This window comes from Amycolatopsis sp. (genome assembly GCF_025464955.1).
Lineage (GTDB): Bacteria > Actinomycetota > Actinomycetes > Mycobacteriales > Pseudonocardiaceae > Amycolatopsis.
This window is the reverse complement of record NZ_JAODNM010000040.1, coordinates 101,053-128,031: the sequence shown is the minus strand read 5'-3', so window position 1 is coordinate 128,031 and position 26,979 is coordinate 101,053. Positions and strand designations below refer to the sequence as shown.

Annotated in this window: 32 protein-coding genes; 24 read left to right on the top strand and 8 right to left on the bottom strand. The window is 67.3% G+C overall.

What is annotated here, in order from left to right; all coding sequences use genetic code 11:
• The first annotated feature begins 147 nt into the window (after positions 1–147).
• A complete protein-coding gene (locus tag JWQ81_RS08810; protein ID WP_297539468.1) occupies positions 148–1,086 on the top strand; it encodes a hypothetical protein in 939 nt (312 codons plus the stop codon).
• A complete protein-coding gene (locus JWQ81_RS08805; protein ID WP_297539467.1) occupies positions 1,083–2,030 on the top strand; it encodes a MazG family protein in 948 nt (315 codons plus the stop codon). The genes JWQ81_RS08810 and JWQ81_RS08805 overlap by 4 nt, the downstream gene beginning before the upstream one ends.
• Here the strand turns inward: JWQ81_RS08805 and JWQ81_RS08800 are convergent.
• The gene (locus tag JWQ81_RS08800) at positions 2,027–2,839 is read right to left on the bottom strand and encodes a methyltransferase domain-containing protein (RefSeq protein WP_297539466.1); all 813 of its coding nucleotides are present in this window, start codon (positions 2,837–2,839) and stop codon (positions 2,027–2,029) included. The two genes, JWQ81_RS08805 and JWQ81_RS08800, sit on opposite strands and share 4 nt — an antisense overlap.
• A gap of 107 nt (positions 2,840–2,946) precedes the next feature.
• Here JWQ81_RS08800 and JWQ81_RS08795 point away from each other — a divergent pair, with 107 nt between their 5' ends.
• Genes JWQ81_RS08795 through JWQ81_RS08775 form a run of 5 tightly spaced genes read left to right on the top strand, consistent with a single transcriptional unit; the run spans position 2,947 to position 7,106 of the window.
• Positions 2,947–3,507, top strand: a complete 561-nt coding sequence (locus JWQ81_RS08795; RefSeq protein ID WP_297539465.1) for an RNA polymerase sigma factor — start codon at positions 2,947–2,949, stop codon at positions 3,505–3,507.
• On the top strand, positions 3,504–4,316 hold the full coding sequence (locus JWQ81_RS08790) for a zf-HC2 domain-containing protein (RefSeq protein WP_297539464.1): 813 nt from the start codon (positions 3,504–3,506) through the stop codon (positions 4,314–4,316). Before JWQ81_RS08795 ends, JWQ81_RS08790 begins: the two co-directional genes overlap by 4 nt.
• Positions 4,317–4,342: 26 nt before the next feature.
• Positions 4,343–5,146, top strand: a complete 804-nt coding sequence (locus JWQ81_RS08785) for an ABC transporter ATP-binding protein (protein WP_297539503.1) — start codon at positions 4,343–4,345, stop codon at positions 5,144–5,146.
• Positions 5,140–6,534, top strand: coding sequence for a hypothetical protein (locus JWQ81_RS08780; RefSeq protein WP_297539463.1), 1,395 nt, complete (start codon positions 5,140–5,142; stop codon positions 6,532–6,534). Before JWQ81_RS08785 ends, JWQ81_RS08780 begins: the two co-directional genes overlap by 7 nt.
• Positions 6,531–7,106 (top strand): hypothetical protein, encoded by a 576-nt coding sequence (locus JWQ81_RS08775; RefSeq protein WP_297539462.1) that lies wholly within the window; start codon positions 6,531–6,533, stop codon positions 7,104–7,106. The genes JWQ81_RS08780 and JWQ81_RS08775 overlap by 4 nt, the downstream gene beginning before the upstream one ends.
• A gap of 98 nt (positions 7,107–7,204) precedes the next feature.
• On the opposite strand, the gene efeB is transcribed toward JWQ81_RS08775, so the two are convergent.
• From efeB to efeU, 3 genes are read right to left on the bottom strand one after another with little or no spacing between them, the layout of a single operon-like run.
• On the bottom strand, positions 7,205–8,467 hold the full coding sequence (gene efeB, locus JWQ81_RS08770; protein WP_297539461.1) for an iron uptake transporter deferrochelatase/peroxidase subunit: 1,263 nt from the start codon (positions 8,465–8,467) through the stop codon (positions 7,205–7,207).
• Positions 8,464–9,603 (bottom strand): iron uptake system protein EfeO, encoded by a 1,140-nt coding sequence (gene efeO / locus JWQ81_RS08765; RefSeq protein ID WP_297539460.1) that lies wholly within the window; start codon positions 9,601–9,603, stop codon positions 8,464–8,466. Before efeO ends, efeB begins: the two co-directional genes overlap by 4 nt.
• Before the next feature lie 2 nt (positions 9,604–9,605).
• Complete coding sequence (gene efeU, locus JWQ81_RS08760) at positions 9,606–10,451, bottom strand: iron uptake transporter permease EfeU (RefSeq protein WP_297539457.1); 846 nt, start codon at positions 10,449–10,451, stop codon at positions 9,606–9,608.
• Between the two features lie 246 nt (positions 10,452–10,697).
• On the opposite strand from efeU, the gene JWQ81_RS08755 reads away from it, so the two are divergent.
• Positions 10,698–11,537 carry a murein transglycosylase gene (locus JWQ81_RS08755; RefSeq protein ID WP_366942273.1) on the top strand — a complete coding sequence of 280 codons (840 nt, stop codon included), beginning with the start codon at positions 10,698–10,700 and terminating at the stop codon, positions 11,535–11,537.
• A gap of 738 nt (positions 11,538–12,275) precedes the next feature.
• On the opposite strand, the gene JWQ81_RS08750 is transcribed toward JWQ81_RS08755, so the two are convergent.
• Positions 12,276–12,488 carry a DUF2283 domain-containing protein gene (locus JWQ81_RS08750; protein ID WP_297539455.1) on the bottom strand — a complete coding sequence of 71 codons (213 nt, stop codon included), beginning with the start codon at positions 12,486–12,488 and terminating at the stop codon, positions 12,276–12,278.
• A gap of 32 nt (positions 12,489–12,520) precedes the next feature.
• Positions 12,521–12,922 (bottom strand): tetratricopeptide repeat protein, encoded by a 402-nt coding sequence (locus tag JWQ81_RS08745; RefSeq protein WP_297539453.1) that lies wholly within the window; start codon positions 12,920–12,922, stop codon positions 12,521–12,523.
• A 71-nt stretch (positions 12,923–12,993) separates the two neighbouring features.
• Between JWQ81_RS08745 and JWQ81_RS08740 the strand changes: the two genes are divergently transcribed.
• The 6 genes from JWQ81_RS08740 (at position 12,994) to JWQ81_RS08715 (ending at position 18,338) form a co-directional block, all read left to right on the top strand.
• Positions 12,994–13,464 carry a VOC family protein gene (locus tag JWQ81_RS08740; RefSeq protein WP_297539451.1) on the top strand — a complete coding sequence of 157 codons (471 nt, stop codon included), beginning with the start codon at positions 12,994–12,996 and terminating at the stop codon, positions 13,462–13,464.
• Positions 13,465–13,615: 151 nt separating this feature from the next.
• Entirely contained in the window at positions 13,616–14,902 is a 1,287-nt protein-coding gene (eno, locus tag JWQ81_RS08735; protein ID WP_297539499.1) for a phosphopyruvate hydratase, read from the top strand.
• A 190-nt stretch (positions 14,903–15,092) separates the two neighbouring features.
• A complete protein-coding gene (locus JWQ81_RS08730; RefSeq protein ID WP_297539449.1) occupies positions 15,093–15,461 on the top strand; it encodes a septum formation initiator family protein in 369 nt (122 codons plus the stop codon).
• Between the two features lie 23 nt (positions 15,462–15,484).
• A complete protein-coding gene (locus JWQ81_RS08725) occupies positions 15,485–15,994 on the top strand; it encodes a DUF501 domain-containing protein (RefSeq protein ID WP_297539447.1) in 510 nt (169 codons plus the stop codon).
• A gap of 136 nt (positions 15,995–16,130) precedes the next feature.
• Positions 16,131–17,312, top strand: coding sequence for a lytic transglycosylase domain-containing protein (locus JWQ81_RS08720; protein ID WP_297539445.1), 1,182 nt, complete (start codon positions 16,131–16,133; stop codon positions 17,310–17,312).
• Positions 17,313–17,384: 72 nt separating this feature from the next.
• On the top strand, positions 17,385–18,338 hold the full coding sequence (locus JWQ81_RS08715) for a Ppx/GppA phosphatase family protein (protein WP_297539443.1): 954 nt from the start codon (positions 17,385–17,387) through the stop codon (positions 18,336–18,338).
• Positions 18,339–18,512: 174 nt separating this feature from the next.
• On the opposite strand, the gene JWQ81_RS08710 is transcribed toward JWQ81_RS08715, so the two are convergent.
• A complete protein-coding gene (locus JWQ81_RS08710) occupies positions 18,513–19,520 on the bottom strand; it encodes a tyrosine-type recombinase/integrase (protein ID WP_297539441.1) in 1,008 nt (335 codons plus the stop codon).
• A 218-nt stretch (positions 19,521–19,738) separates the two neighbouring features.
• Entirely contained in the window at positions 19,739–20,713 is a 975-nt protein-coding gene (locus JWQ81_RS08705; protein ID WP_297539440.1) for a hypothetical protein, read from the bottom strand.
• A 231-nt stretch (positions 20,714–20,944) separates the two neighbouring features.
• Here JWQ81_RS08705 and JWQ81_RS08700 point away from each other — a divergent pair, with 231 nt between their 5' ends.
• From JWQ81_RS08700 to JWQ81_RS08655, 10 genes are all read left to right on the top strand, one after another.
• Complete coding sequence (locus JWQ81_RS08700; protein ID WP_297539437.1) at positions 20,945–21,145, top strand: helix-turn-helix domain-containing protein; 201 nt, start codon at positions 20,945–20,947, stop codon at positions 21,143–21,145.
• An 88-nt stretch (positions 21,146–21,233) separates the two neighbouring features.
• Positions 21,234–21,476, top strand: a complete 243-nt coding sequence (locus JWQ81_RS08695) for a hypothetical protein (protein WP_297539435.1) — start codon at positions 21,234–21,236, stop codon at positions 21,474–21,476.
• On the top strand, positions 21,473–22,423 hold the full coding sequence (locus JWQ81_RS08690; protein ID WP_297539430.1) for a hypothetical protein: 951 nt from the start codon (positions 21,473–21,475) through the stop codon (positions 22,421–22,423). The genes JWQ81_RS08695 and JWQ81_RS08690 overlap by 4 nt, the downstream gene beginning before the upstream one ends.
• The gene (locus tag JWQ81_RS08685; RefSeq protein ID WP_297539428.1) at positions 22,420–22,956 is read left to right on the top strand and encodes a hypothetical protein; all 537 of its coding nucleotides are present in this window, start codon (positions 22,420–22,422) and stop codon (positions 22,954–22,956) included. The genes JWQ81_RS08690 and JWQ81_RS08685 overlap by 4 nt, the downstream gene beginning before the upstream one ends.
• Positions 22,953–23,501 carry a hypothetical protein gene (locus tag JWQ81_RS08680; RefSeq protein WP_297539426.1) on the top strand — a complete coding sequence of 183 codons (549 nt, stop codon included), beginning with the start codon at positions 22,953–22,955 and terminating at the stop codon, positions 23,499–23,501. Before JWQ81_RS08685 ends, JWQ81_RS08680 begins: the two co-directional genes overlap by 4 nt.
• On the top strand, positions 23,498–23,737 hold the full coding sequence (locus JWQ81_RS08675; RefSeq protein ID WP_297539424.1) for a hypothetical protein: 240 nt from the start codon (positions 23,498–23,500) through the stop codon (positions 23,735–23,737). Before JWQ81_RS08680 ends, JWQ81_RS08675 begins: the two co-directional genes overlap by 4 nt.
• On the top strand, positions 23,734–23,997 hold the full coding sequence (locus tag JWQ81_RS08670; protein ID WP_297539422.1) for a hypothetical protein: 264 nt from the start codon (positions 23,734–23,736) through the stop codon (positions 23,995–23,997). The genes JWQ81_RS08675 and JWQ81_RS08670 overlap by 4 nt, the downstream gene beginning before the upstream one ends.
• 74 nt (positions 23,998–24,071) lie before the next feature.
• Positions 24,072–25,013, top strand: a complete 942-nt coding sequence (locus JWQ81_RS08665; protein ID WP_297539421.1) for a hypothetical protein — start codon at positions 24,072–24,074, stop codon at positions 25,011–25,013.
• Positions 25,010–25,462, top strand: coding sequence for a hypothetical protein (locus tag JWQ81_RS08660; protein WP_297539418.1), 453 nt, complete (start codon positions 25,010–25,012; stop codon positions 25,460–25,462). The genes JWQ81_RS08665 and JWQ81_RS08660 overlap by 4 nt, the downstream gene beginning before the upstream one ends.
• The gene (locus JWQ81_RS08655) at positions 25,446–26,735 is read left to right on the top strand and encodes an AAA family ATPase (RefSeq protein ID WP_297539416.1); all 1,290 of its coding nucleotides are present in this window, start codon (positions 25,446–25,448) and stop codon (positions 26,733–26,735) included. Before JWQ81_RS08660 ends, JWQ81_RS08655 begins: the two co-directional genes overlap by 17 nt.
• Positions 26,736–26,979 lie beyond the last annotated feature (244 nt).

The following is a 26,979-nucleotide window of genomic DNA, read 5'->3' as shown; positions in this document are numbered from 1 at the left end:
CGATGGACAGCCAGTAGTCCGTTCCGCGAGCGTACGCCCGAAATCACCCCGTCCACAGAGCCAACAGGGCCAACACAGCCGACCACGGCCAAGGGTGTTGCGTTCTTGTCGGTGGGTTGTGAGAGGGTACGTGCTGTGATGCGGATCATGAGGCGCCCTCGCGCGCTGGTAGCGGTTGTAGCCGGTTGTGTCCTGCTCGCCGGCTGCGGCGGGCCCAGCCAGGTCGGGGCGGCCGCCATCGTCGGCGGGAACACCGCTTCCCTCGACGACGTGCAGGCGAGGCTGAACACGCTCGTCCAAACCGACACCTACGCCAAAACCCAGGCACAGCAGCACAAACTGGACGACCTCACCCGCGCCATCGTGAGCCGGGAGGTCCTGTACCGCTTGGTCGACGACGCGGCCACGCGCGAGCAGCTCCCGTTCGACGAAAAGAACGTTTCCGCGTTCCTGCCCAGCCCCGCGCAGCAGCAGGGCACCGACGATCCGGGCGCCGCGATCGACGCCTCGGTCGACAAGGCCTTCGACCCGCAGGACGTCGCCCGCCACAACCTGCTGATCTCCGAGCTGGCGCTCAAGCGCATCGGCCGCGTCAACCTGGTGGCCGACACCGTCCAGCTGACCGACCCCAACCAGGCGCTCGCCCTCGCGAACCGCATCGCCGCCGACCCGAGCAAGTCCGGCCAGCTGATCCAGCAGTCCGGCGCCCCGGCCGGGGCGGTCTCGCTGAACGCGCAGGTCAGCAGCACCACGTCCAGCTCGATCCAGTGGTACGCGGAGCCCGGTTCGGTGATCTACCAGGTCGTCCCCGCAGCGCAAAGCCAGTCGGGCACGGCGTTGTACCTGGTCACCCTGGTCAAGCAGGTCAACCTGTCGACCGGCGCGCCCGACCCCGACCCGAGCACGCTGACCCGGCAACAGCGGCTGCTGTACGGCAGGTTCCTGCTCCGCCCGAGCGCGGACGCCCTCGGCATCAAGGTCAACCCGCGTTACGGCGAGTGGAACGCGTTCAGCATGAGCGTCGGCAGCGCGGCCGAGAACGCGACTGTTGGAAAGATCATCGCGCCGCAATCCTCAGCCTCGTGACCTCCTCGACGGTGGTGCTCCTGCCGGCGTCGAATCCCGGGTCTCTCCCTGCCGAGGCGTTGCCCGCGCTTCGCGCTGCTGACGTCGTCTACGCGGGCGTCGGTGTCGATGCCGCGGCGTTCGGTGTCGACCCGCTGCCGCACGTGGGCGGCGCCTTCGACGGCTCCGTCGTCCTGCTGACGACGTCGCGAGCCGAGCCCGTCGCTGCCGCGCTGATTGCCGCGGGCGCAGCGGTCGTCGAGGCCGAAGTCCCGGCGTTGGTCGCGGCCGCCGCGGTGATGGACACGCTGCGCTCGCCCGGCGGCTGCCCTTGGGACGCCGTCCAGACGCACGAGTCGTTGCGCCAGTACCTCGTCGAAGAGACGTACGAGCTGCTCGACGCCATCGAGGACGGCGATCGCGCGGCCCTGCGTGAGGAGCTCGGTGACGTCCTCTTGCAGGTCCTGTTCCATTCGCGGGTCGCCGCGGAGCACGCCGAGGACCCGTTCGGCATCGACGAGGTCGCGAACGACCTGGTCGCGAAGCTGGTCGGCCGGCATCCGCACGTCTTCGCCGACGCGGACAAGGTGCACACCGCCGAGCACCAAGAAGTGAAGTGGGAAGAGCTCAAGCAGGCCGAGAAGCGCCGCTTGTCGATCGTTGACGGCGTCGCGCTCGGGCAGCCCGCTGTCGCGCTGGCGGGCAAGCTCGGCCAGCGCAGCGGGCGCGCGGGCATCCCGCTCGATCTGTTTCCGGACGGCTCCGAACCGGCCGCGAAGCTGTTCCGCATCGCGGCGACAGCGCGTCGCGGCGGCGTCGACCCCGAAGGAGAGCTTCGCGCGGTGGCGAAGCAGTTCGCCCTCGACGTCCGCGCCGCCGAGGCCGCCGCGAGGGCGACCGGGATCGAGCCGACCACGCTCGAAGCCGATGGCTGGCGGAAGTTCTGGCCGACGCCGACCGACTAGCGGACCTGTCCGACAGTGATCCACATCGTGAAGGCGACCAGGAAAACGCCCTGTTCGGTCGCTCGTTGCACCGAGGGGAAGAACGCGTCCGAGAGCTCCGCGGGCACCATGCCCGGCAGCGCCGTGGCACCTTCCTCGCTGAAGATCGGGATGACCTTGCCCGCGTCTTCCGGGCAGGTGAACCGCAGTGTCACCGGCAACGTCGTCACAGCGTCGAGGCCGGCTTCGATCATCCGGGCGCGGATCGTCCGGCCGATGGCGGGGTTTTTGAACACTCCGGCCCCGATGATGAACTGCAGGATCTCCTGCCCCTTGTCGAGGCCGTCGTCGACGAGCGAGGCCCAGTCGGTGTCGATCACGCACACGCGGCCGCCCGGCCGGGTCACCCTGGCCAGCTCGCGCAGCGCCGCTGTCGGGTCGTCGACGTGCTGAAGCACCCGCTCCGCTCGCACACCGTCGAAGTGGTCATCGGGGAAGTCAAGCTTGGCGATGTCACCGGTCGTGTAGCTGACCAGGCCTTCCTTGTCCCTCGACTTCGCGACGGCCAGCGCCTCCGCGGAGTAATCGAGGGCCGTCACCGAGCCCGCCGAGCCGACGATCGTGCCCAGTTGGCGGGCGATTTCGCCCAGCCCGCAGCCAGCGTCGAGCAGCTTCTCGCCGTCAGCCGGGGCGAACAGTTCGAGGGCGTTCGCGCGCACACGCTGGATCTCGGGATGGCTCGCGGCGACGTCCAGGTACTGGACGACCTTCGCTCGGACGTCGTCCGTGCTCTCGTCGACGTGGGAAAACGCTCGTTGCGGTGCGGTCATGGTGCGATTCTGGCAGCGCCGGCCGCCCAGGATTGCAGAAGCCACAATTGTGATGCAGCACACGTCCGAGTGAGAACCGTTTGCCCGGTGCAGGCGTCTTGCCGGGTGTGGAAGCCAATCGAGCAGCGCTGACCTCGCCCGACGAGGAGCAGCTACTGCGCCGTGTCGCCAAGGGCGACAGGGCGGCCTTCGAAGAGCTCTACCGGCGGACTTCACCGTGGATGGCCGTGCGGTTGCGTCGGCGCTGCGGTGACGAGCAGGTGGTTGCCGAGGTCATGCAGGAGACGTACCTGGCGGTTTGGCGGGCGGCGAGTTCGTTCGCCGGCGCCGCGACCGGCGGAAGCGCGGTCGGCTGGTTGTGGACTATCGCCGCGCGGCGGCTCGTCGACGCGTTCCGGCGGCGGGCCCATCACGCGCAGACCCCGGTCGTCGCGCTGCACGACGGCGTCACGCCTGGCGCGGAGGACGAAGTGCTCGCGGGGACGGTCGGTGACGACGTCGGCGACGCGTTGCGGCTGCTGGCCCCGGAGTTGCGTCAGGTGCTGCAAGCCATGGTGCTCGACGGGCTGTCGGTCCGGGAAACCGCAGTGCTGCTCGGCGTTCCCGAAGGAACAGTGAAGACCCGCGCGAGGCGGGCACGAATCGCGATGCGGGAGGCCTTGTCATGAGCGGCGAGCACGCGTCCATGCAGCTGATCAGCCGGTATGCCCTCGGAGACCTGGGCATTCCGGGTGACGAACTCTTCTCGATCGAGTCGCATCTGGAGACATGCGCGGTGTGCCGCGGGCGACTCGCCGAGGTCGTCGACGAGCGTGCGCCCTCGGTCGGCTTGCTGCTCGACAGCGTCTGGTCCGAGCTCGAACCGGCGGCGAAGGCCAGTGGGCAGATGCCTGCGGAGCACCGGTTGTCGCGGTGGTTGACGACGTGGGCGTCGCCGTCTGTGGTGCCTTGGCTGGGGATGTCGGCGCTGGTCGTCGCTCTCGCCTGGGCGCTTACGTGGGCCTTCTCCAGCGGGTCGTCGGTGGTGTTGCTGCTCGCGCCGGTGTTGCCGCTGCTGGGTGTGGCCGCGTCCTGGGCACGAGGGCTGGATCCCGCCTTCGAACTGGTGGTGGCCACGCCTCGGGCAGGGCTGTATCTGGTGCTGCGGCGCACGTTGGCCGTGTTGGCGGTCGTGATCCCGCTGCTTCTGGTGATCGGCACGTTGTCACACACGTCTCCGGAGCTGTGGCTGCTTCCATGCCTTGGCTACACAGCCGGGACGTTGGCGCTCGGCGGGGTCATCGGGATCGGGCGCGCGGCCGGGGTGCTGGCCGTGCTCTGGGTGGCGTTCGTCGTCGCGCCGAGTGTCGCCGAGGAAAGGCTTTCGATCGTCATGGACCCGCGGGCGCTGCCCGTCTGGGGAGCGGTGCTGGTGGCCGCGGCCGTGGTCGTGGTGGTGCGCTCGCGCGCGTACGCCCGGCTCGGCAGCCAACTGTGAACTCACAACCAAGGGGAGTAGTCATGATTCGCGCGGTGGGCGCGGCGGAGGTCGCACCGACGACCTACGCCTGGGAAATACAGGCCAAGGGACTGAAGGTCCGGGCCGGGCGGCGGATGGCCGTCGACGGGCTGGACCTGAATCTCGGCATCGGGGTGCACGGGCTGCTGGGGCCGAACGGCGCCGGCAAAACGACGTTGATCCGTTCACTGGCAACGGTTCTGCGGCCGGCTGATGGCGATCTGGAGTTGCTCGGTGAGTCCGTCGGGGGACGCATCGATCTTCGCCAGGTACGCCGTCAGCTGGGTTATCTGCCGCAGGAGTTCGGCTACTACAAACGGTTCACCGTCCGTGAGTTCGTCGAGTACATGGCGTGGCTCAAGGAGATGTCCAAAAAGGACATCCCGGGGGCTGTGCAGCGGGCGATCGAACGGGTCGGGCTCGCCGATCGTGCCGACGACAAGCTGAAGACGTTGTCCGGCGGCATGGTGCGGCGCGCGGGGATCGCGCAGGCGATCGTCAACGACCCCCGGATCCTGCTGCTCGACGAGCCGACCGCGGGGCTGGACCCGGCGCAACGCATGCAGTTCCGCGCGCTGCTGCAGCAGTTCGGGGCGGACACGTGTGTCCTCGTGTCGACGCACCTGGTCGAGGACGTCGCCACCGCGTGCACCGACGTCGTGCTCATCGACCAGGGGAAAACCCTGTTCCAGGGCACGCCCGACGACCTCGTCGCCGCCGGTGATCCGAGCGCGGCCGGCGACAGCGCCATGGAACGCGGCTATTCGACGGTGCTTTCGCACAACGCTCCGGGGAGGGGTTCGTGGTGAACCTGCGACCGCTCACGATCGAACTCCGCAGGTCGTCCGCACTGGCGGCCGCCGGGTTGTTCACCGCCCTCACCTTGAGTTTCCTGCTTCTGCAGAGCGGCCCGTGGTCACATGGCAGCGGGGCGTGGGACCTGCAGTGGAATGGCCTCGCCACGTGGCAGCGCAACATGCTCGCCTACGGGTGGCCGTTGGTGCTGGGCGGCGGGACTTTGCTGGGGCTGCGCGACAGCCGGTCGAAAGTGTCCGAACTGCTGGGCTCGGCACCTCGACCGGCCATCTCGCGAGCCGTGCCGCAGACCGCCGCGCTCGTGTTGGCGATGGTCGCCGCGTATGTCGTGGTCTTCGTCATCGGCGCGGTGCAAGTGATCGGGAACGGCGGAGTGTTCACCTTCAGTTGGCTGCCGACGTTCCTCGTGGGGCTGCTGGCGATGGTCGGCAGCGCGTTGCTGGGGTTGGGACTCGGCCGGTTGGTGCCGTCGGTGCTGATGCCGCCTGCGGTCGCCGTGGTGGGCCTCGTGCTCGGAGCGGTCTTCATGTTCGCCACGGACACAGCCGTCGGCGGGACGCCGATACTGCCGAACCGGGTCGCGCTGCTGGGGCCGGTTATCGAAGGGACGAGGAACGCGTTCGGCTCGGTCGCGGGGTGGGTGGATCTCGGGCAGGTGGTGTGGTTTGTGGGTCTGACGGTGACAGGTTTCCTCCTGGTGGCGTCGAAGAACACGCGCACCAGGCTGCTTGCGGTGCTTCCCGTGCTGGTCGGTGCGGCGATCGCGGTGCCGATGTTCCCGGCGGTGGCCACGCAGAACTTCGTGCTCGAGCCGACGGCTGTCGCGCTGGTCTGCGACGACCACGGGCCGCGGGTGTGCGTGACGAAGGTGCACGAGAACATGTTGGGAGCACTGGTGGTTCCGGCCAGGACCGCGCTGGCGCAGCTGGCGAAGGTGCCTGGTGGGCCGACGTCCGTGGAGGAATTGCCGAGTCCGCAGATTTTCGACGGCAAGGCGCCCGTACCGCCGGGCGTGGTACCCATCGACTTCGACGACTACGACCTCATGCGCGATGGCAACGTGACCACTGACCCCGAACGGTTGCGGCTCTACGTCATCGCCGGCGCGGGGACCAGGGCGTGCACCGAATCTTCGTACACGAACGTCCGGGAGCAGGCGGCTCGGACCGTGGCCGGGGCTTGGGCCGCCGGCGAGCTCAAGCCGTTGACACCCCATGCGTACGAGGCGGAGGAAATCGATCCGCTGGCCGCGTCCGCCTGGCGGACGTTGAGCGCGCTGCCCGCGGGCGTCCAGCGGGACCGGATCGTGGCGATGCGTGCCGCGGCGATGTCGTGCAGTGCGGAACTGTTGTCCGTACTGACCGGGGAGCCCGCCCGATGAGGTGGCTGACGCTGTACGCGCGGTCGCGGCAGGTCCCGATGGCACTCGGCCTGGTGCTGGCGGCGATGGTGGCGGTGTGGGGGTTGAGCCGGCTCTGGGACACGTCCGGCCCCAGCCCGGTGTTCGCCTCGCTCGCGCTGGCCGCCGGAGCCGCGATCGCCGGGGTCGGCCTCGGCGCGACCGACTTCGCGCTGGAACGCACAGCCGCGATCGCGTGGCTGCCACGGCGGGTGTTGCACGTGCTGGGTGTCGCCGTCGTCATCGGAGTGCTGTTGCTTGGGGTGCAGACGCTCGGGGGATCGTTGTCGCCCAACGGGTTCGTCATCCGCGACAGCTTCGGCTTCGCGGGGCTGGCCGCACTCGGCGCGACGGCGTTCGGCGGTCAGTACGCGTGGGCACTGCCGATCACGTGGTACGCGATGACTGCGCTCGTCTCGCCGCAGTCGGACCCCGGGGTGTTGACCTGGCTCATGCAACCGCCCGGCACCACCGTCGCGACCGTCACCGCCACCACCCTCGCCGTCCTCGGCACCGGGGTTTACGCCGTGTTCGGCGGCGGGGGTAGGGCCTGACCCAGCGTGGCTCGTGAGTGTTCCGGCCGCTTCTAACCAGGTTCTAACCGGCCGGAACACTCACGAGCCACCCACGGTCTAGAGCCGCCCACTGTCGCCTACGTGAACAAGCCGTCGCCCCAGTAGCCGGTGTCGCTGACGCCCGGAGGGACGGCGAAGTGCGCGGAGCCGGTGTGCTGCACGTACTCCATCATCGCGTCCGACGACGACAGCGCGTTCTGCATCGGGATGTACTGCTTGCGCGTGTCCCGGTTGAACGCGAGGAAGAACAGCCCCGCCTCGAGATGCCCGACGCCGTCGGAGCCGTCGACGAAGTTGTAGCCGCGACGCAGGATCTTCGCGCCGTTCAACGTCTCGTCCGACGCCAGGCGCACGTGCGAGTCGACCGGGATGATCGGGTCGCCGCCCTGACCGTGGACATGCAGATCGATCGGGTCGAACTCGGCCGTCTGCCCGAGCGCCGCGCCGCTTCCCTTGGTGCGGCCGATGATCTGCTGCTGGCCGTCGAGCGTCTCGCGGTCCCACGTCTCGATGTGCATCCGGATGCGCCGCGCGATGAGGTACGAGCCACCCGCCATCCACGGCTGGCCGTCGGCCGCGGTCGCCCACACCTGGTCGCGCAGGATGTCGGTGTCCTCGGCCTTGATGTTGTTCGTACCGTCCTTGAACCCGAACAGGTTGCGCGGCGTCAGTTGCGCCCTCGACGTCGACGAGCTGCGGCCGAACCCGAGCTGCGACCAGCGCACCTCGGTGACCCCGAAGCCCAGCCGGACCAGGTTGCGCACCGCGTGCACGGCGACCTGCGGATCGTTCGCACAGGCCTGGATGCACAGGTCCCCGCCGCTGCGCTCGGGGTCGAGCTTGTCCTTCGGGAACAGCGGCAGGTCGACGAGCTGGGCCGGCCGCTTCGCCTTGAGCCCGAACCGGTCGTCGAACAACGACGTCCCGAACCCGATGGTCAGCGTCAGCGCCGACCCCGGCAGGTCCAGCGCCTCGCCCGTGTCCCCGGGCGGCGCGGTGGGCGCGCCGTCGACCGCGCCACCCGGCACGACCTCCTGGCCCGCCGTCATCCGCCGGGCCGCGTCCGTCCACGCGCGAAGCAGCTGGACGAGCTTGCCCTTGTCCGTCGTGGTGACGTCCAACGCGGCGAAGTGCAGGTTCTGCTGGGTCGGCGTCACGATCCCGGCCTGGTGCACCCCGTGGAAGTCGACCGTGGTGGTCGCGGCTTGCGCCGGGCTGCCGTCGTTGACCTTGTCGATACCGATGCCCGCGGCCGCTCCGACGCCGACGAGAGCGGCACCGGCTCCCGCCATGCCGAACAGCCGACGGCGGGAAACCGGTGTCCGCTCTGCGTCACTCATTTGGAGACGACCTCCGCGACCTTGCTCAGCGGCTCGCTCAGGCCGTCGACCGCCGAGGCGAATTCCTTGATCTGGTCCTGCGAAAGGTCGGTGTAGAGCTTGAAGCCGGCCCCGGAGACCTGCTTGGTCAGCAGCGCGTCCACGTTCGCGAATTCCTTGTCCAAAGTGGACAGCAGGGTCGGGTCGCCCTGCTGCAGGATCGGCCGCAGCGAGTTGATCGCGGCCTGCGAGCCGTCGACGTTCGCCTGGAAGTCCCACAGGTCGGTGTGCGAGAAGGTCTCCTCCTCGCCGGTGATCTTGCCCGTGGCGACCTCGTCGAGCAGGCCCTTGGCGCCGTTGGCCAGGTCCAACGCGGTCAGCTGGATCGCCTTGGACTTGGCGACCAGGTCCTTGGTGTTCGTGAGCAACTGGTCGGCGATCGCCGCGCTGTCCGGCTGCAGGCCGCTGACCCAGAGGTCCTTCTCGAGCCGGTGGAAACCGGTGAACTTGTCGCCAGCCTTCAGATCGGCCTCACGCGCGTCGACGAGCGGGTCGAGGTCGCCGAACTTCTCGGCCACCGGCTCGATGCGCTCGTAGTAGACGCGGGTGGCGGCGTACTGGGCCTTGGCGCCGGCGACGTCCTTGGCCTTGACCAGGTCGACGAACTTGCCGGTCTGCTCTTCGAGCGCGGTGGCGTTGTTCGTGACGTAGTCCGCGTAGCTCTTCGTGGCCTGCGCCTTCAACGTGCCTTCGTCGGTCAGGGCCGGCGCGCCACCGGTGATGGTGAACGCCGAGCGGATGCCGTCGCCCGTCATGCCGGGCTTGCAAGCCGTCTGGTACTTGCCGGCGTTGTTGAGGTCGACGATCAGCCGGCGGTTGAGGCCGGGCGCGATGTTCTCGACCTCGCCCATGATGCGGTCGCCCTCGGCGTAGACGTAGAACTCGGTGACCTTGGAACCCTTGTTGGTCACCTCGAAGGTCACCTTGCCGGCCGCGGCCGTGCCGGTGGAGACAGCACACGACGCGTCGGAGGCTTCGACCGTGATCGGGCCGCCGGCGGCACCCGCGGGTGCGTCCTTGCTGCCGCAAGCGGTGAGCGCGGCCAACGCGCTCACACTGGCGATCACGGCCAGCGGGGTTCGGCGGATCTTCGACACGGTCACTCCTTCGTGCTCGCCACGGCGGGTTCCCGCCGGGCGGATTGCTTGCTGGGCTTGAGGAAAAGGGGCAGCACGATGACGACGTAGGCGACCCAGGCGACGGCCTGCACCACGGTCGTCTGCTGCGAGTAGTTCAAGATCCCCTTGAGGAGCGCGCCGTACCAGGAGGTCTCGGGCAGCCAGTTCGAGGCGTCGAAGGCGAGCGTGTTCAGGCCGGGCAGGAACGCGCCCTCCTGCAGGTCGTGCAGGCCGTAACCGAGGACGCCGGCCGCGACGAACACCAGCAGTACCCCGGTGACCATGAAGAACTTGCTGATGTTGAACCGCACCGCGCCCTTGTAGAGCAGGTACGCCAGCACGATGGCGAGCGCGATCCCGATGGCGAAGCCGATCAACGGCTGTGTGGTGCCGCTCTGCGCTGTCTGCACGGCGGAGTAGAAGAAGACGGCCGTCTCGAGGCCTTCGCGGCCGACGGCGAGGAACGACAGGAGGAGCACCGCCCACGGGCCGACGTCGAGCGCGTGGTCCATCTTGCCGCGGAGTTCGGCGGCGATACTGCGCGACGCCTTGCGCATCCAGAAGATCATCGCGGTCACGAAGAACACGGCGATGACGGACAGCCCGCCGCCGAGCAGCTCTTGGTGTTCGAAGTCGAGCTGGGCGGTGGTGAAGGTCAGGATTGCGCCGAAGGCGACCGACAGCACGACCGCCGCGCCGACGCCGGGCCACACGAAGCGCAGGGACTTCTTGCGGTCGGTCTTGACCAGGAAGGCGACGAGGATGCTCACCACGAGCGCGGCCTCCAGACCCTCGCGCAGGCCGATGAGCGCACTCGAGAAAAGCACGGTTTGCCTCCTTGTCCGGTGAACGTGCGGTGAACCCCGTCGTGACGGTTTTAGGTAAGGCTCACCTGTAAGTCCAGCCCGGGCTAGCCCCGATCCTCGGGACTAACCGGTCATAACAGTCATTTCACCCTAGTTAGGTTAGGGTAACCGCAGGTCAGTAGGTTGTGCACGGCTCGATAACAAATTTTGTGATTTTGGCGGCAGCAGGGGCCGTTTCGGGTTTGTCGAGCCACGTAACCTGATCGGGTGGTCGATCCCACCCGTCCGGTTGTCGAATCGCCGGAACAACCGCCGCGCCGGTTCGTCGGTCCGGTCGCTTTCGCCGGGGCGCTCATCGTCACCGGGCTCGTGCTGATCCTCACCATCGGTATCCATCCGGAAGACCAGGTCGCGCCCGCCGCGCAGCCGGCGCCGACGCCCGCTGTCGCCGTTCGCGACCCGAGGCCGCAGCCGGGTGTCGCGGCACCGCGCCCGGCGATCGCCGCGCCTGTGGACCGGCCCAAGGTGTCTGACCAGCCGGAACTCGACGCGTGGGCAGTGAAGGTGTCGGCCACGACGAAGGTGCCCGCTCGGTTGCTGGCCGGCTACGGCCGCGCCGAGATGTGGATGCGGTCGCAGAAGCCGGGCTGCCACCTGTCCTGGACCACGCTCGCCGGGATCGGCACGGTCGAGGCGGAGCGCGGGCACTTCGCCGGCGCCGAGGTCGCCGCGAACGGCGACCTGGTGAAACCGGTCGTCGGACCCGCGCTCAACGGCGGTGGGGGTGTGGACGCCGTCCCTGACACCGACGGCGGCAACCTCGACGGCGACTCGACGTGGGACCACGCGATCGGCCCGATGCAGCTGCTGCCGTCGGTGTGGTCGCACTGGGCGGAGCGGGCGAGCGGTGACCCCGGCAAGCCGGACCCGCAGAGCGTCGACGACTCCGCGTTCATCGCCGCCCGTGATCTCTGCGGTGGCAACGACGACCTGGCGACCCCGGGTGGCTGGTGGAAGGCACTGCGCGTCTACCACCCGACCGTCGAGTACGCCCAGGACGTTTTCACCGCCGCCGACACCTACGCCGCTGCCGGTCCGGCCTCGTGATGTGACTGTTGGGGCTCCTGAGGGCAGTTTCGGCAGGGCAGGGACGTTGTGAAGGCCAAGTTGAGTACGCCTTACGCCGTGAAGGTGGCCTTCACGACACGTAACAACGCCACACCTGATCTCCGCGTGTACCGCAATGCCTGCCCCGAAAATTCGTAGCGCAAGTTCTGCGGCTTCCGGGTAATTGATTTCGTGCGGAAATGAGTCTGCCGGAGGGTTTATTTATGCCAGCGCTGCCGCAGTCTTCGCGGCCGCCGCGTTGGGTGGGGTTGCGAACGCGGCCGAATCCGTGCCTCACTCGTCGGTGCCACTGCATGTCAGCGGTTCCCGCGGTGACACGCTCAACCCGTCAACGACCTACTCGCACGCTCATTGGACGGTGTCCTGCAGGGACGGCAGCGTCACGGTCGAAGGATACGTCCAGCACGACGGTGGTGCATGCCGGCCGTGTGCGTGACCAAAGAGCGCTGATCACCGGTCGAAGAGATAAGGCAGGAGAATTGACTATGGTAAATATGCGCAAGTCGAGGTGGAGAGTGTGGTGCATTACAACTGCGGTAGCGCCAGTTGGCAAGGGCCGCCGAAGAATACCTGGTTGTACCTTGGCTAGCGGATAGGAGTCGCGGCCAACGAGAACGGATCCGTGGTGACCGCGTTCGTCCGATAGTTGCACGGTTCCGGTGCGTGCCCGGTTGTCGCCGGGCACGCACCGCAGTCCTTCGCCGGATGGTCGTCCGGTCAACCCTGGTCGCGCAGGGGTCTCGGCAACTGCTCATCGGCAACCAGAAGTTCTATCTCGAGCAGCTCGCCGCCGGCGGAGAAGTCCAGGATAGCGACGACGTCCCCCTGCTTGTCCTTCACTGTGAGTGAGGACCTTTCTCCGGCCGTCGAGCTCAGCGCTATCGTCGCCGCGTTGACCGTTTTGTCCCATCGCACCGCCGGGTAGGTCATCTGGTCTTGTCGCCCTCCTCTGTGTTGGTGTGCTAGTCGCTCAGCGCGATCCGGGCGCGGAGTTCGCTGATGGCTTCCAGGTACGCGGGCACGGGGTGCATCGCCGACGCCATCCGGAGCTGCGCGAGCGCCTCGGTGAACCGGCCGACCCGTTGTAGCGTCCGGCCCAGCAAGAACCGCGCGTAGTGGTCGGTGGGATCGAGCTCGAGGACCCTGGTGAGTGCCCGCTCCGCGCGTCTGAGCTGGGCCGAATGGAAGTACGCGCGACCGGCGAGCAGCTGCACGCTCGGTTTGTCGGATTCGGCGTCGAGCAGGGGCTCCAAAGCCTTCAACGCGTCCAGCGGGCGCCGTCGTTCCACCAGCGCCTCAGCGTGACGAAAGGCCAGAAACCGGGCTTCTCCGGAGTCGTCCGGTGCGGCTTCTTCGTCCATCATGGTTCCCCCGACTTTACCCATTTTCGGGGTCTTTCTCGACCGAAGATTCGGCCATGGTGCACTGTTCGGCCATGAGCAGCGAGCAGACGGAGGCACCGAGCGCCGGTTACCTGGGCATCGCGCCGTACCTGTACTACGCCGACGCGACAGAGGCGCTGGACTGGCTGATCCGGGTCTTCGGCTTCAGCGAGAAGGTCCGGTACGTCGATTCGGCCGGGGTGGTGTTCCAAGCCTCGGTCACCGTCGGCGACGGCGAGTTCCAGCTGGCCGGCGTCGGTCCCGAGTACTGGGAAGCGAAGGGCGTCGACGGTCCGGTCGGGCAGCTGAACATCGTGTACGTCGACGACGCGGACGCGCAGTACGCCCGCGTCGTGGCCGCGCTCGGTGAAGACGCCGACGTTCCCCAGCCGCAGGACCAGCCGTACGGCGCGCGGGTGTTCACCGTGCCGGACGTCGGCGGCAACAGCTGGACGTTCTGGCAGCAGGTCACCGACGTCGTCGAGCTGCCGTCGGGCTGGCGTGAGATTCGGCCGGAAGCCTGAACCCGCCGGTAACTCCGCGGTAGCTCAGGGATCAACACGGCGTCCGTGCGTGCCTCCAACGGGTGAACTGCGTCGACGGCTAGTCTGGGTGCCGTCGAGGCGGTAAAACCCCACTTCACTGACACACCCGATGAGCATGAGGAGCATGGACGTGGCGGTCATCGAGCAGGTAGGCGCACGCGAGATTCTGGACTCGCGTGGCAACCCGACGGTGGAAGTGGAGGTGGCACTCGACGACGGGACACTGGCGCGTGCCGCCGTTCCGTCGGGGGCGTCGACCGGTGAGCACGAGGCCGTCGAACTCCGTGACGGCGACATGGCCCGCTACAACGGCAAGGGCGTCGAGCGCGCCGTCGCCGCGGTGCTCGACGAGATCGGCCCGGACCTCATCGGGGTCGAGGCTGTCGACCAGCGCATCGTCGATCAGAAGCTGGTCGACCTCGACGGCACGCCGGACAAGGGCCGCCTGGGCGCCAACGCGATCCTGGGTGTCTCGCTCGCCGTGGCCAAGGCTGCCGCCGAGTCCTCCGAGCTGGAGCTGTTCCGCTACCTCGGCGGCCCGAACGCGCACGTCCTCCCGGTGCCGATGCTGAACATCCTCAACGGTGGTTCGCACGCGGACACCGACGTCGACATCCAGGAGTTCATGATCGCGCCGATCGGCGCCGAAACCTTCCGCGAGGCCCTGCGCTGGGGCACCGAGGTCTACCACTCGCTGAAGTCGGTGCTCAAGGGCCGCGGCCTCGCCACCGGGCTCGGCGACGAAGGCGGCTTCGCGCCCAGCCTGCCGAGCAACCGCGAAGCGCTCGACCTGATCCTCGTAGCGATCGAGAAGGCCGGTTACGTGCCGGGCCGCGACATCGCGCTCGCGCTCGACGTCGCAGCGTCGGAGTTCTACACCGACGGCGCGTACACCTTCGAAAGCAGCAAGAAGAGCGCCGAGCAGCTCATCGCGTACTACACCGAGCTCGTCCGCGACTACCCGATGGTCTCCATTGAGGACGCGCTGGACGAGAACGACTGGGACGGCTGGGTCGACCTCACCGCCCAGCTTGGCGAAAAGGTCCAGCTCGTCGGTGACGACCTGTTCGTCACCAACCCGGATCGCCTCGAAGAGGGCATCACCCGCCGCGCGGCGAACGCGCTGCTGGTGAAGGTCAACCAGATCGGCACGCTGTCGGAGACCCTCGACGCGATTTCGCTGGCGACGTCGTTCGGCTACAAGTCGATGATGAGCCACCGTTCCGGCGAGACCGAGGACACCTTCATCGCCGACCTCGCGGTCGCCACCGGCGTCGGCCAGATCAAGACCGGTGCCCCGGCCCGCGGCGAGCGCATCGCCAAGTACAACCAGCTGCTGCGCATTGAGGAGACCCTCGCCGACGCGGCTCGCTACGCCGGCGAGCTGGCCTTCCCGCGGTTCACGCCGGAAGCCTGAGAGACACCAGAAGACGATGGCTGACCGCGGGAGAGCGCGTAGCCGCCGAGGCGGCCGGGCGGAGGGCGCCGGACCTGTCCGGGCCCGCCGCCCGGAGCGTTCGCGCCGCGAATCGGTCGGGCAGACCAAAACTCGCCTTCGCCGCGGCCTGAGCGCGAAGCGCGCTTCGGGTGCGGCGCGGGTGCTCGGCATGTCCAACACGCGACGCGCCGCCGTGGTCGCCATCGTCGTCTGCGCCCTCGCGTTCACCATCGCCGTCCCGCTGCGGACGTACCTCAGCCAGCGATCCGACGTCACGACCGAGCAGGCACGGCACGCCGCGCTGCAGGCCGAGGTCGCCCAGCTCCAGGCCCGCAAGGCCGAGCTGGCCGATCCGGCGCAGGTCGAGGCCGAGGCCCGGCGTCGGCTGCGGTTCGTGATGCCGGGCGAAACGCCGTACATGGTCCAGCTGCCCGAGGACAAGGCAGCCGACCAGGGCTCGGTCCCCGATCAGCCGGCCGCACCGGACGGTCCGTGGTACTCGCGACTGTGGGACCAGGTGTCCGGCTCGGGCGGCTGAGCCTGGTTTGCGAGAATGACCTCGTGAGTAGCACGGAACTGCCCCGCCTTGAAGCCGTCACCGACGCCGACCGGGAGGTCATCGCCGCCCAGCTTGGCAGGCCGCCCCGTGCGTTGCGGGCCGTTGCCGCGCGGTGCCCGAGCGGGCACCCGTCCGTCGTCCAGACCAGCCCGCGGCTCGAAGACGGCACGCCGTTCCCGACGCTCTACTACTTGACCTGCCCCAAACTGTCGTCCATGGTCGGGCGGCTCGAGGCCTCGGGCCTCATGCGCGAAATGACCGAGCGGCTGTCCACCGACGAGGAGCTGGCCGCGGCGTACCTGCGCACGCACGAGGCGTACCTCGCCGAGCGCGACGCCATCGACCCGCTCGGCCACCGGGTCAGCGCCGGCGGCATGCCCGGCCGCGTCAAGTGCCTGCACGTCCACCTCGGGCACACGCTTGCCTGCGGGCCGGGCGTGAACCCGTTCGGAGACGAGACGCTCGCCCTCCTGCGCGCCGAGGGCTGGCCCTCCGGAGACTGCGCTTCTTAACCGACAACTGTCGTTCACCGTTAGTACTCGTCGGTAACGATCAAGACTCCGGCGGAGATATTTCAAGCGGTACGAGGTCTTCACACGTTGTGGACGACCATCGACCCATACGGGTGAACTACGGAAGGTTTGAGGCGTGCGCTTCACGCGAATGCCAGGCGCGATCGGCGGTGTCGCCCGGAGGGTTGGGCTGCGTCACCGGACGTTGTTTGCCGTCGCCGGTGGCGTGCTCGCCGTGGTTCCCGCGCTCGTCGCCGGCAGTGGCGCGGCCAACTGGGTCAACGTCGCCAGCACGGTCTACGTCGGCGATGTCCCGCTGACCGGCGGTTACAACCCCGGTGTCCAGCAGATCGCGGTCGACGGCAGCCTCCCGAACGCACCGATCCCGCTGCCCCTGCCCGCGTACGAACTGCCCAACGGCCCGCTCGGGATCCCGGTCACCGCGTTCGCGGCGTACAAGAACGCGGCGGCGATCATGGCGACCGAGCAGGTGAAGTGCCATATCGACTGGGCGCTGATCGCCAGCATCGGCCGCATCGAGTCCAACCACGCGCGCGGCGGCTACGTCGATGCCAAGGGCACCACGCTCGAGCCGATCCTGGGCCCGGTGCTCGACGGTTCGGGGCCGTTCGCCGCGATCCCCGACACCGACCAGGGCCGCTACGACGGCGACAAGGTGTGGGACCGCGCTGTCGGCCCCAGCCAGTTCCTCCCGGCGACCTGGCTCGAGTACGCGTCCGACGGCAACGGCGACGGCGTGTCCGACCCGAACAACGTCTTCGACGCATCGCTGGCGACAGGACGTTACCTCTGCTCCGGCGGGCTCGACCTGGCGAACCCGGACCAGCTGAAGGCGGCGATCTACCGCTACAACAACTCCGACACGTACGTGAACACCGTGCTGCTGTGGGCGCAGGCGTACCGGTCGGGCGTGTTGCAGACGCCGGACAGCAAGGTGCCGGTCGGTGCGCCGAACGGTGCCGTCGTCGCGGCGGGTCCGCCCGCGGTGCCGCCGCCGGTGCCACCCGTGACAGCCACGATGCCGCCGCCGGCGACCTGGCTGCCGCCGACGACGAGCAAGACGTCCTCGAGTTCGTCGACGACGTCGCCCACGACCACGCCGACCTGCGTGACCTCGACGACCACGCCGACTCCGACGACACCGCTCACGACGACACCGCCGCCGACGACGACGCCGACCACTACGCCGCCGACGACGACCACTACGACGCCGTTGCCGATCTGCGGTCAGCCGACGGCCTCCGTGACACCGCCGCCGGTCGACTCGAGCAATCCGTCGGCGACTACGACCTCGTGAGTGTTCCGGCCGCTTCTAACCGGCCGGAACACTCACGAGCGTCTACCTGCGCCGGTTGGTTAGGGTGGCGGCATGCCTCGTGTAGCCGCGATCGACTGTGGGACCAACTCCATCCGCCTCCTCGTCGCGGAGCTGACGCCGCGCCACGATGGCACGTTCGATCTGCGTGACCTGCACCGCGAGATGCGGATCGTGCGGCTCGGTCAGGGCGTCGACGCTACGGGCAAACTTGCCCCCGAAGCGCTGGAGCGCACGCGGCTCGCGCTGGTCGACTACGCCGTCGCCGCGCGTCGCAAGGGCGCCGAGAAGGTGCGCATGGTCGCCACTTCCGCAACGCGGGATGCGAGCAACCGGGACGAGTTCTTCGCGATGACGCGCGAGATTCTGGGTACCGAAGCCGAAGTGATCAGCGGCGACGAGGAGGCAAGGCTGTCGTTCACCGGCGCGGTCGGCGAGCAGGATCCGGACGACGGGCCGTTCGTGGTCGTGGACGTCGGCGGCGGGTCCACCGAGCTGGTCCTCGGAAACTGGGACGGCCGCCGCGCCGAGGTCACGGCCGCGAAGTCCGTCGACATCGGCTGCGTGCGGATCACCGAGCGGGCGCTGCAGTCCGACCCGCCCACGGCCGACGAGATCGCCGAAGCGGCGGCGATGGCCAACGGCATCCTCACCGAGGCGTTCGAGCTCGTCGACGTGTCCAAGGCGAAGACGTGGATCGGGGTCGCGGGCACCGTCACCACGTTGTCGGCGGTGGCGCAGGAACTGCCGGAGTACATCCCGGAACGCGTCCACCTCTCGCGCCTGACGTCGGCGGACATCAACCGCCTCGCCGACTACCTGCTCACCGCCGACCACGCCGAACGCACCGCGAACCCGGTCATCCACCCTGGGCGTGTCGACGTCATCGCGGGCGGCGCCGTGATCGTGCGCGCCCTCGCCGAGCAACTCGCCGCCCGCGGTGGTCCGACCGAACTCATCATCAGCGAGCACGACATCCTCGACGGAATCGCGCTCTCCCTGGTGTGATGCGGGCCCGCCTACTGGTTCGAGGCATCCCGGATGAACTTCGCAATATCCTTCGACTGCTGGATCCGCGACGGCTCGTGGACGTACATCATGTCCACATTCGCCTGTGACCTGGGAAAACGTGTGTGGGACTCACTTGGAGTCAGAGGTAGTGGATAGGACTGTTATTGCTGGTCAGACTACATGCTTTGCGTCATCTTTGGGAGGCTCTGGTGACGTCTGGTTGTCGACCTCCGTCCCACGGTCCGTCCCACGCGATCCCACGGCCTTCAGTGGGACGGGCTCGCCCAAGCTAGCCAGCACCCGCGACTTCTTGTCGTCGGTCTCTCCGACGTACTCGCGCGTGAGATTGATATCCGAGTGACCCATCAAATCGGCCAGCGTGAAGATGTCCAGATTGGACCTGCCGAGGCGCGTGGCGAAGCCGCGCCTCAGTGCGTATGGAGGCTTGGCGCCGATCTTCGCGGCTGCTGCTGCCTTGCGTAGGTGGTGCCCGAGGATGTCTCGGTTCAGGACGCCGCCGGCGGGAGCGCGGAAGACTAGGTCGTGCCTGCATACCTCGTCACGCATGTGCGGGACGCCGCAGTTTTCGAGTGCAGGGCGTTCCATCTGGCGCTTGAGGATCTCAATCGCCTTGGGGCTCAGCGGCAGTACGCGCGGTTCCCGGTCCTTCGGGTATCCGCGGATCATCTTCGCCTTGAACACGTACACGTCGGCGACGACGAGCCAGCCGCCCTTCAGGTCGATCCGCTCAGGGTCCCGGTGTAGTCCGGCGAGTTCGTTCGGGCGCAGCCCTGTCAACTCGACGAAGTCGACTGCGTCCCGGTAGATCTGGTCAAGGTGCGGTGAGAGGGTCGCGGCCTCATCCGGCATGATGACCTTCTTCGGTTTCCGCTGCCTCTTGGGTAACCGGACGCCTGCAGTCGGCGACGCAGTCAGCACGCCGCGGTCCACGGCGGCCGTGATCGAGACCGAGAAAACCGAGAACACCCGCTGGACGTAGCTTGGGGCTTTGGAGCCTTGCCGTTCGACGGCGCTCGGAGCGTGCCCTGTTTGCAGGTCTTTAACCCACGTCTTCACCTCGTTGTGCGCGATCATGTTCAGCGCGACGTCTTTCCACCGGGGCATGAGGTAGTTCTTGACGATCGCGGCCTCGACGCCGCCCGTGTCCGATTCGAACACTCTGTCGCTGTTGAAGATCGACCACCAATCGCCCCACGTGGTCTTGGCCGAGAGGGTGCCGGTTGCTGCCGCGGCCTTGCGCCTGGCCTTAACCTCAGGCTTCCTGAGCAGCTTCGAGGGCGTCGGACTTGCGTGGGAATGTCCCGGGCACGCGCTTCTTCGCGCCGGCCGAGTCGACGTACAGAGCACGCCACCGCTTACTTGGAAGTCTCTCCGCGCTAGCCATCCACGTCACCGGCTTTTGTGTCTCCGGTGATCCCAAATTTCCTTGCTCGTCGAACGTTCACGACGGCATTTACGAGCAGGCTGTTCATCATCGAGTTCCTGCCCAGTACGCCGAGCGCTTCCCTGTATTGAGCGTAGAGTTGGTCGATTAGTTCTCCGGAAGCACTGTCGGTGTAAGCTTCCCTTAGATTCGCCTCTATCTCACTAACCGACTTTTCTGCGGCAAGTTCTCTTTCTGCCTCCTGGAGGAACTCAACATCTTCGTCAAATTGCGGTTCATCCCTCAGTATTAAGGCGCCGTGAGCGATGTCTTTGAGGCCTCGCAGTTGACCTAGGCTGAGCCTATTGATGAGATCAAGGTAGTCGTTGGGGGGGAGTTCGTACTCGTAGGTGTTGGGCTTCCTTTTTGTGTCGAGCGGCAGATCGACCGGCGACGTGGTAGGTATTGCAGCCTGCTGTTCGGGTTGCTGATCAGCTATGGGTGCCTCTGACTTTTGGTTCTCTTTCGCTGTGCTGCCTGGCGTCCTGGCGGCGCGTACGGGGATGTCGTATGCTTCGACGTCGGAGTCAGATACCGCCGTAATTAGAATTGTCACGAAGAAGTCAAAATCCGAATTAGTGGGCCCGAATGGCTCGTAGAGATTTACTCCGAATTTATCGGACATGTAGGCTTTGTGTTCAGGATCGAGTCTTTCGAAATCGCCAGTCAGTAACGCCATTGATGACCCGCGAGGCCACGCTAGGGCCGCGTCCAGCGAAAAAAGGGTCTTCGCCCTGTAGTTGTCTGCTTGGGAGTTTTCGATTGTCCGCAAGCTGGCTACTGACGGACCACCGAAACGCTCCGCGACATCTTCTTGTGTGGCTCCCAGGATTTCTCGACGGCGCTGAGATGCGTGCCCGAGAAGCGAGCTGCCGGGTGAGTATTGTCGGCGCGGCTCTGCTTGCGTGCCCTGCGTCTCCTCGGTCACGGGTTCCTCCCCTTGCTTGCTTCTGTGGACTTCTGTGCCCACTAGTAGACATCAGTAGCCCGCTTTTGGCCACATCTTGGCTCAAATTCACCCTAAATACCGCTAACTCTCAGTGCGCAAGCCGTAGCCGTCACCGCCAACTTAGGGGTTTCTGCGGCCAGATGGTTGCGGCTGACCGCCAAGATCGCTACAGTCCTCGGTAGATCGAGATCATCGGCGGAAGGGCAAACGATGACCGAGACCACCGTGTTGAGCGTGGCGGCAGCGTCCAGATACGCCGCTTGTCACCCGAAGACCCTGCTCAGGGCGCTGCAGAGGCAGGAGCTCCGCGGCTACCAGCGCGGGCTGAACTGCAAGTGGCGGATTTACCAGTCCGACTTGGACGCGTACATCAGAGGAGAGAAGCCGGGCAAGACCCGGAAGGCGGCGTGATCCCCATGATCACCGCCAACGAGACGATCCCGCCGGGCAGCCACCCGACGGGATCCGTGAACAGCGAACCCCTGCAAAGGAAACTCACGTGCTCACGCAACATGATGCCATACCCGCCGAGCTGTGCGACTTGATCACGGGTGCATCGCCGGCCGAAGCCTCCACTTGCTCCCGCTTCCGCGAGCTGGCTGCCCAGCTGACCGACCAGCTGGCTGCACAGCTGCACGCCCAGCCACCGTTGACGCCGGAGCAGTATGACGCGGAGCTGGTCCTGATCAAGGAGTATCTGGCCTCCCTCCTGCCCAAGGGCAGCAAGGCGGCCGTCCGATGAGGGACCTTGAGCTGTACACCGGCGGCGAGCCGGAGCCGATGCCCCGGGCCGAGCGTGACCGTTTCGGCAATCGCACGGACGTGCTCGACAAGGTAAAGGCCCTTCGTCTTCTGCCGGACAGACACCACCTCACCACCGAGCTCGTCGCCAACTACTACGAGGTCAGCGCTGAGGTGATCAAGAAGCTGGTTCAGCGCAACCGCGAGGAGTTGGACAGTAACGGCTTCCGGGTCATCTCAGACGAGGAACTCAGGGACATGAAGTCCCTCAGTGAGATCTCGTCCCGAGCCACACAGTTGGCGCTCTTCGATCGTCGGACGGTCGTCCGTGTCGGCTTGCTGCTCCGAGACTCGCCCATCGCTCGCGCTGTCCGTGACGCGGTGCAGGACGGCTACGAAGCCGAGCCTGCAGGCGGTGGATCGGCGGCAGTGGACGTGAGCACGGTGGACCGTCGAATGCTCGCCCGCATGGTGCTCGACGCCGAAGACCGCGCCGATGCCGAGCAGGTAGCGCGCGAGCTGGCCGAGCATCGCGCCGAACTGGAGTACCGGCGCAACCAGGAGTACGAGCACGCCGAGGCGATCGTCATCACGACGTGGCGCAAGACCTGGTTCTCTCACGTCCCCGAGGACGATTTTTGGGAGTGCATGTACGACCGGAAGCGCGCGGGCCTGCTGATCAACCAGCGGCTCACCCGCCCCAAACTGGACCGCGCGGGCAACCAGCTGTTCAAGGACGGCAAGCCGGTCTTCAAGGACGGCCACGAGCACCGGCACCCGACGGCCTCGGGGCAGCGGTTCCTCGAGCTGACACCCAACGGTGTGCACGGTGGTCGAGCTCGCTTCCACACCAAGGTGATCCCTGGCAAGGAAGCTGAACTTGCTCTGCGCGACTACCTGACCCGCTGGTTCGGTCCAGGCCGCCGCCAGATCGGGCGTGCCGCGTGACCGACCAAATGATCACGGTTCCCATGGCCGAGGTCCATGCCCTCAAGGCCGCGCTGGAAGATCTCACCCTCGCGTTCCTCTATTCGCAGCGCGTCGACGACCGCTGGGGTGCCCTGAGCGCGGACCGGCTCCGGCAGAACATCACCGCCAGGGGCGGGGAGTTCTGCCTGCCGTTCTGGTTCAACCGCAACCACTTGCATGTCGGTGCGGGCAATCGCGTCTACCGGGAAGACGACGGCCAGCGTGTCTACGGCCAGGTGCTCGAGGTCACGACGTTCGCCGCGTGGGCGGACTGGGGCGCCAGCGGCGCCGAATGGACCTCGTGGCGATACGTCCACACCGACGCACGCCGGCACGACGAGCCGTCGTTCGACGTCACCGACTGGGGTGCTGTCGCGCGGCACATGGGATTCCGGCGAGACCCAGGCGCGCTCGACCCCGACCAGTCCGAGGCTAAACGCCTTCTGCGTGTCGTCCCGGACCCGCACCTCGCCGACCAGGCCCACCACTTTCCCCAGGGAGACACGCAATGACGACCAACGACACGAAGTCCGCTGCCTGGATCGCCGACTTCCAGACCGCGATGGACCACAACCTCGACGGTCTACTCCCGCCGGAGTTCACTGCCACCGAGTTCGCCACGGCGTTCGCTGACCATCACGCCGAAGTCAGGCGCGATCCCTACATCAACCGGCCCGTGGCGCTGCCCTTCTTTACCCGCTGGCTGGTCAGCAAGGTGCGCAACGACCGCCCCGAGCAGCCCGTAGGGGTGTGCACGAGGCCGGACGGCAGCAAAGGGCACGCGCCACTGTGGATGCTCGTCGCCACCGAGGAGAAGGGCTTCTCCTACGGCGTCCCCGAGGTGGCGCCTGGTGACGCGGAGTTCGAGCTTGGGGCACGTCTCACCGCACAGGCGGTGGCCGGCCAGGTGGACCCGGAGTTCCTGTACGAGGCACTCGTTCAGGCGATTGCGCTCGCTCTCCCGCGCATCGTGACGGAAGGCGTCGAGGCTGGGATCTTTGTCGACCTATCGCCGGACGCGAAGATCTCGGTGAAGCAGTTCGGAGCCCACCGATGATCACCTCGATTTTGGACTTCGGCGGCCCGGCGTTGCTGGGCGTCGTGTGCTTCGTCAGCGGCCGCCTGCTCCCCAGCAGGGGTGCGTTGTATCAGCACGACTCGGTCGTTCGGGCCGCGTACGAGGCCCAGTTCGCGGAGACCGTTCGCGCGCTGGTCGCGGAGTTCGATGACGCCCCGGCCGCCGACCGTGTGCTCGACGACCAGGCACCCGACCTCGAGTCGAGCGAATCGTGAGCGCGCCCGCCGACGGCACGGCGGTCGTCCGTCTCGCGCTCGCCGAACTGTGTGCAGACCCGGGTAGGTCCATCCCCAAGCACCTCTCCGTCGAGGTGGAGATCGACACCGACTGGCCGGACAGTGCAGCACTCAGCTGTCTTCGGATGCTGGCCTGGCGCCGCGGGGGCGACGTCGCGATCGTCGGGACCGACCCGGTGGCCGTCGGCTACGTCGTCGGGTTCCTGCACGATCGCGCCGGCCTGGCCGAGTCTGCATAGTCCCTTGTGGACGCCGCACCATCGGGGGCCGGGCTTCGGCCCGGCCCCGCCCACACTTGAGAAAGGGTCATCTCTTGGCCAGGGAACATGCTCAGGTCCGATTGTCGATGTGGTCAGATGACGACTTCCGCGCTCTCACACCTGCCGCGCAGCACGCGTACATGCTGATCATGACGTCACCGACCTTGAGCTACTGCGGGGTTGCCGACTGGCGCCCGCGCCGCATCGCCGCCCTCGCCCGCGGCTGGACTGTCGAAGCAGTCGAGGCCGCCGCAGCCGAGCTGGTTGCTGGCCGGTATCTCGTGATCGACGAGGACACGGAGGAGTGCCTCGTCCGCAGCTTCGTCAGGAATGACGGCCTAATGGGGCGCGAGCGGATGGCCACGGCGATGGCGAAGGCGTTCGCGCTGGTGGCCTCGTCGAGGTTGCGAGGCGTCGTCGTGCACGAGTTGAAGCGCCTCCGCGACGACTTCCCGGACCTTGGCGGATGGGACTCAGTTCGAGCCGTTGAGCTACTGGCTAAGGAGCCTGTTGTTCTATCGGTTACGACGTCGGGTGACCTATCGGTTGAGCCGTCGACTATGCATCCGGAATCCATCGACAATGCATTGTCGATGGACCTGGATGATCTATCGGCTACTCGCGTGCGCGCGCCTGCTCCTAGCTCCATGCTCCTAGCTCCTTACTCCACAAAGAAAAAAGACTCGGCAGCTTCGCCGCCGCCGAGTGTCTCCGCGCAGAGCGTCACGGCAGCCTGGATCGACGGAGCGAAGGCCAACGGCGTCGAGCCGTCCAAGAGTCAGATCGGCCAGGTCGCCAAGCTCGCCAAGGAACTGCTCGACAAGAACGACCCCGCCCGTGTCCTCGTCGCCGCAACGGCCGCAGGGTCCAAGGGTTACGTCAGCATCGACAGGGAACTCACCGTCACCGCCGGCCGCAACGGGCAGGTCTCCGCCGACGGCCTCCCGGCCCACACGAAGCGCGACCCGAAAACCGGAAGGCTGGTGGAACGGTGATCGTCATTCGCCAACTCGACGACACCGGCCGCTGGTGGCAGGTCGGCCGCTTCGAGGTTGACCTGCTCGCCGTGTCCGGCACCTACCCGGCCAACGTCCAAGCCTGCGCCCTTGCCCACCGCGACGCCGTCGACGACGAAGGCCTCAACGTTGCTGCCATCCTCGCCACCCAAGTCGAAGCCGAAGACTTCCAACCGCTGGTAGTCACCAGCGCGTGGCTCTTCGCTCAGTCACAACGGATCCTCGCTCGGATCTGGGAACGCATCGACCGCGTCGAAGGCCACTACCACCAGCCCATCGCGACCTTCCTCGGCGCTGGCGGCCCCGAGATCGCTCCCAGCATCCAGCACCGCCAAGCGGGCTGCCATGACCTGTGCCCCTGCCTCAACCCCAAGGCGTTGCCGACCATCCAGGAGAAGAGGAGTCGCGGCTATGAGCGCACGGCATGACCTCATCGCCGAACGGCGACTCCTCGAGATGACGCTGTCTGGGCACCCCGCGGTCCGTGACAAGTTCTTGAGCATCCCAGCGCAGGCGTGGGCGGCCAGCATGGAGCCCGTCGTGACCGTGGTGCGCGACCGCATCCGCCGCGGCATCCCGCTCGACCCGCTCGTCATCGCCGCTGACGTGGCCTCGTCCATCGACATCGCCGACCAGGCCGAACGCGCCCGGCAATTCGTGCTCGCCTGCGCGTCCAATTCGCCGCCCCTCAGCGATTGGGATCACTACGCCGAGCAAGTCGCCATGTGCTTCACGATCCGGGAAGCCGACATCGTCGCGACCCGGCTAGGCCAACGCCTCGAAACGGCCACCGAACCCGAGGACGTGGCTGCCATCGTCCAAGCCGCCGTCACCGGGCTCGCCGCTACCGCCGAAGCGCTCACCCCCGCGGTCGCCCAGCCACCCACCAGCCTGCAGGAGCTGCTCGACGAGCCGGACGAGCCCTACGCCTGGCTGGTGCCGAACCTCCTCGAGCGCATGGACCGGCTCATGATCACTGCGTTCGAAGGCGTCGGGAAGTCCACCCTGCTCGCCCAGATCGCGCTCGCCGTCGCCGGCGGCGCCCACCCGTTCACCGGCGAACTGTTCAGCCGTGAAGGGTTCCGGGTGCTCGTCATCGACGCCGAGAACTCCACCCGCCAAATCCGCCGCCGCTACCGCCGCTACGTCGGCGCGATCAACCACCTGCGCGAAACCCACGCACTCGCGCCCATCGACTGGAAAGACCAACTCCGGTTCATCATCACGCCGGCCGGACTCGACCTAGCCGACCCGCGCGACTTCGGCCGCATCGAAGCGAAGATCGCCGCCGCCGCGCCCGACCTCGTTGTCGCCGGGCCGCTCTACCGCCTGAGCAAACTCGACATCCGCGACGAACCCGCAGCCAAAGCCCTCGTCGACGCCCTCGACCAGCTGCGCGTCAAGTACAAGTTCACGCTCATCCTCGAGGCCCACGTCGGTCACGTCGGCGAAGCCCAAGGCGGCCGCAAGCTCCGCCCCACCGGCTCGTCGCTGCTGCTGCGCTGGCCCGAGTTCGGCTTTGGGCTCCGCGGCTACGGCGATGCAGCCGCAGAAGAACACCCCAGCATCGTCGAGATGGTTGCCTGGCGCGGCTCCCGAGACGAACGATCCTGGCCGTCGCTGCTCAAGCACGGCACCGACATCCTGCCCTGGACGGTCGGCCAATCGGACTACGAGAGCGGCATCACCCGCATCAGCTGAGCAGACCGGGAGATCACCATGTTGGAAGCTATGCCAGGCAAGGCAATCGATGGTCACGGCCAGTACAAGACCTACGTCCCCACTATCGAGGAGTTCCGCGCCACCCGTGCGGCGGAACGGCAAGCATGGCGCGACAGCTTTCCGAAGTGCGTGCCGCTGGAACCATTCGAGGCCGCCGCCCGCGCTGTTGGGCGCCGGACTCAGAGCCCTGAGGTTCTAGCCGCTGAGGCCATCCTCCATGGCC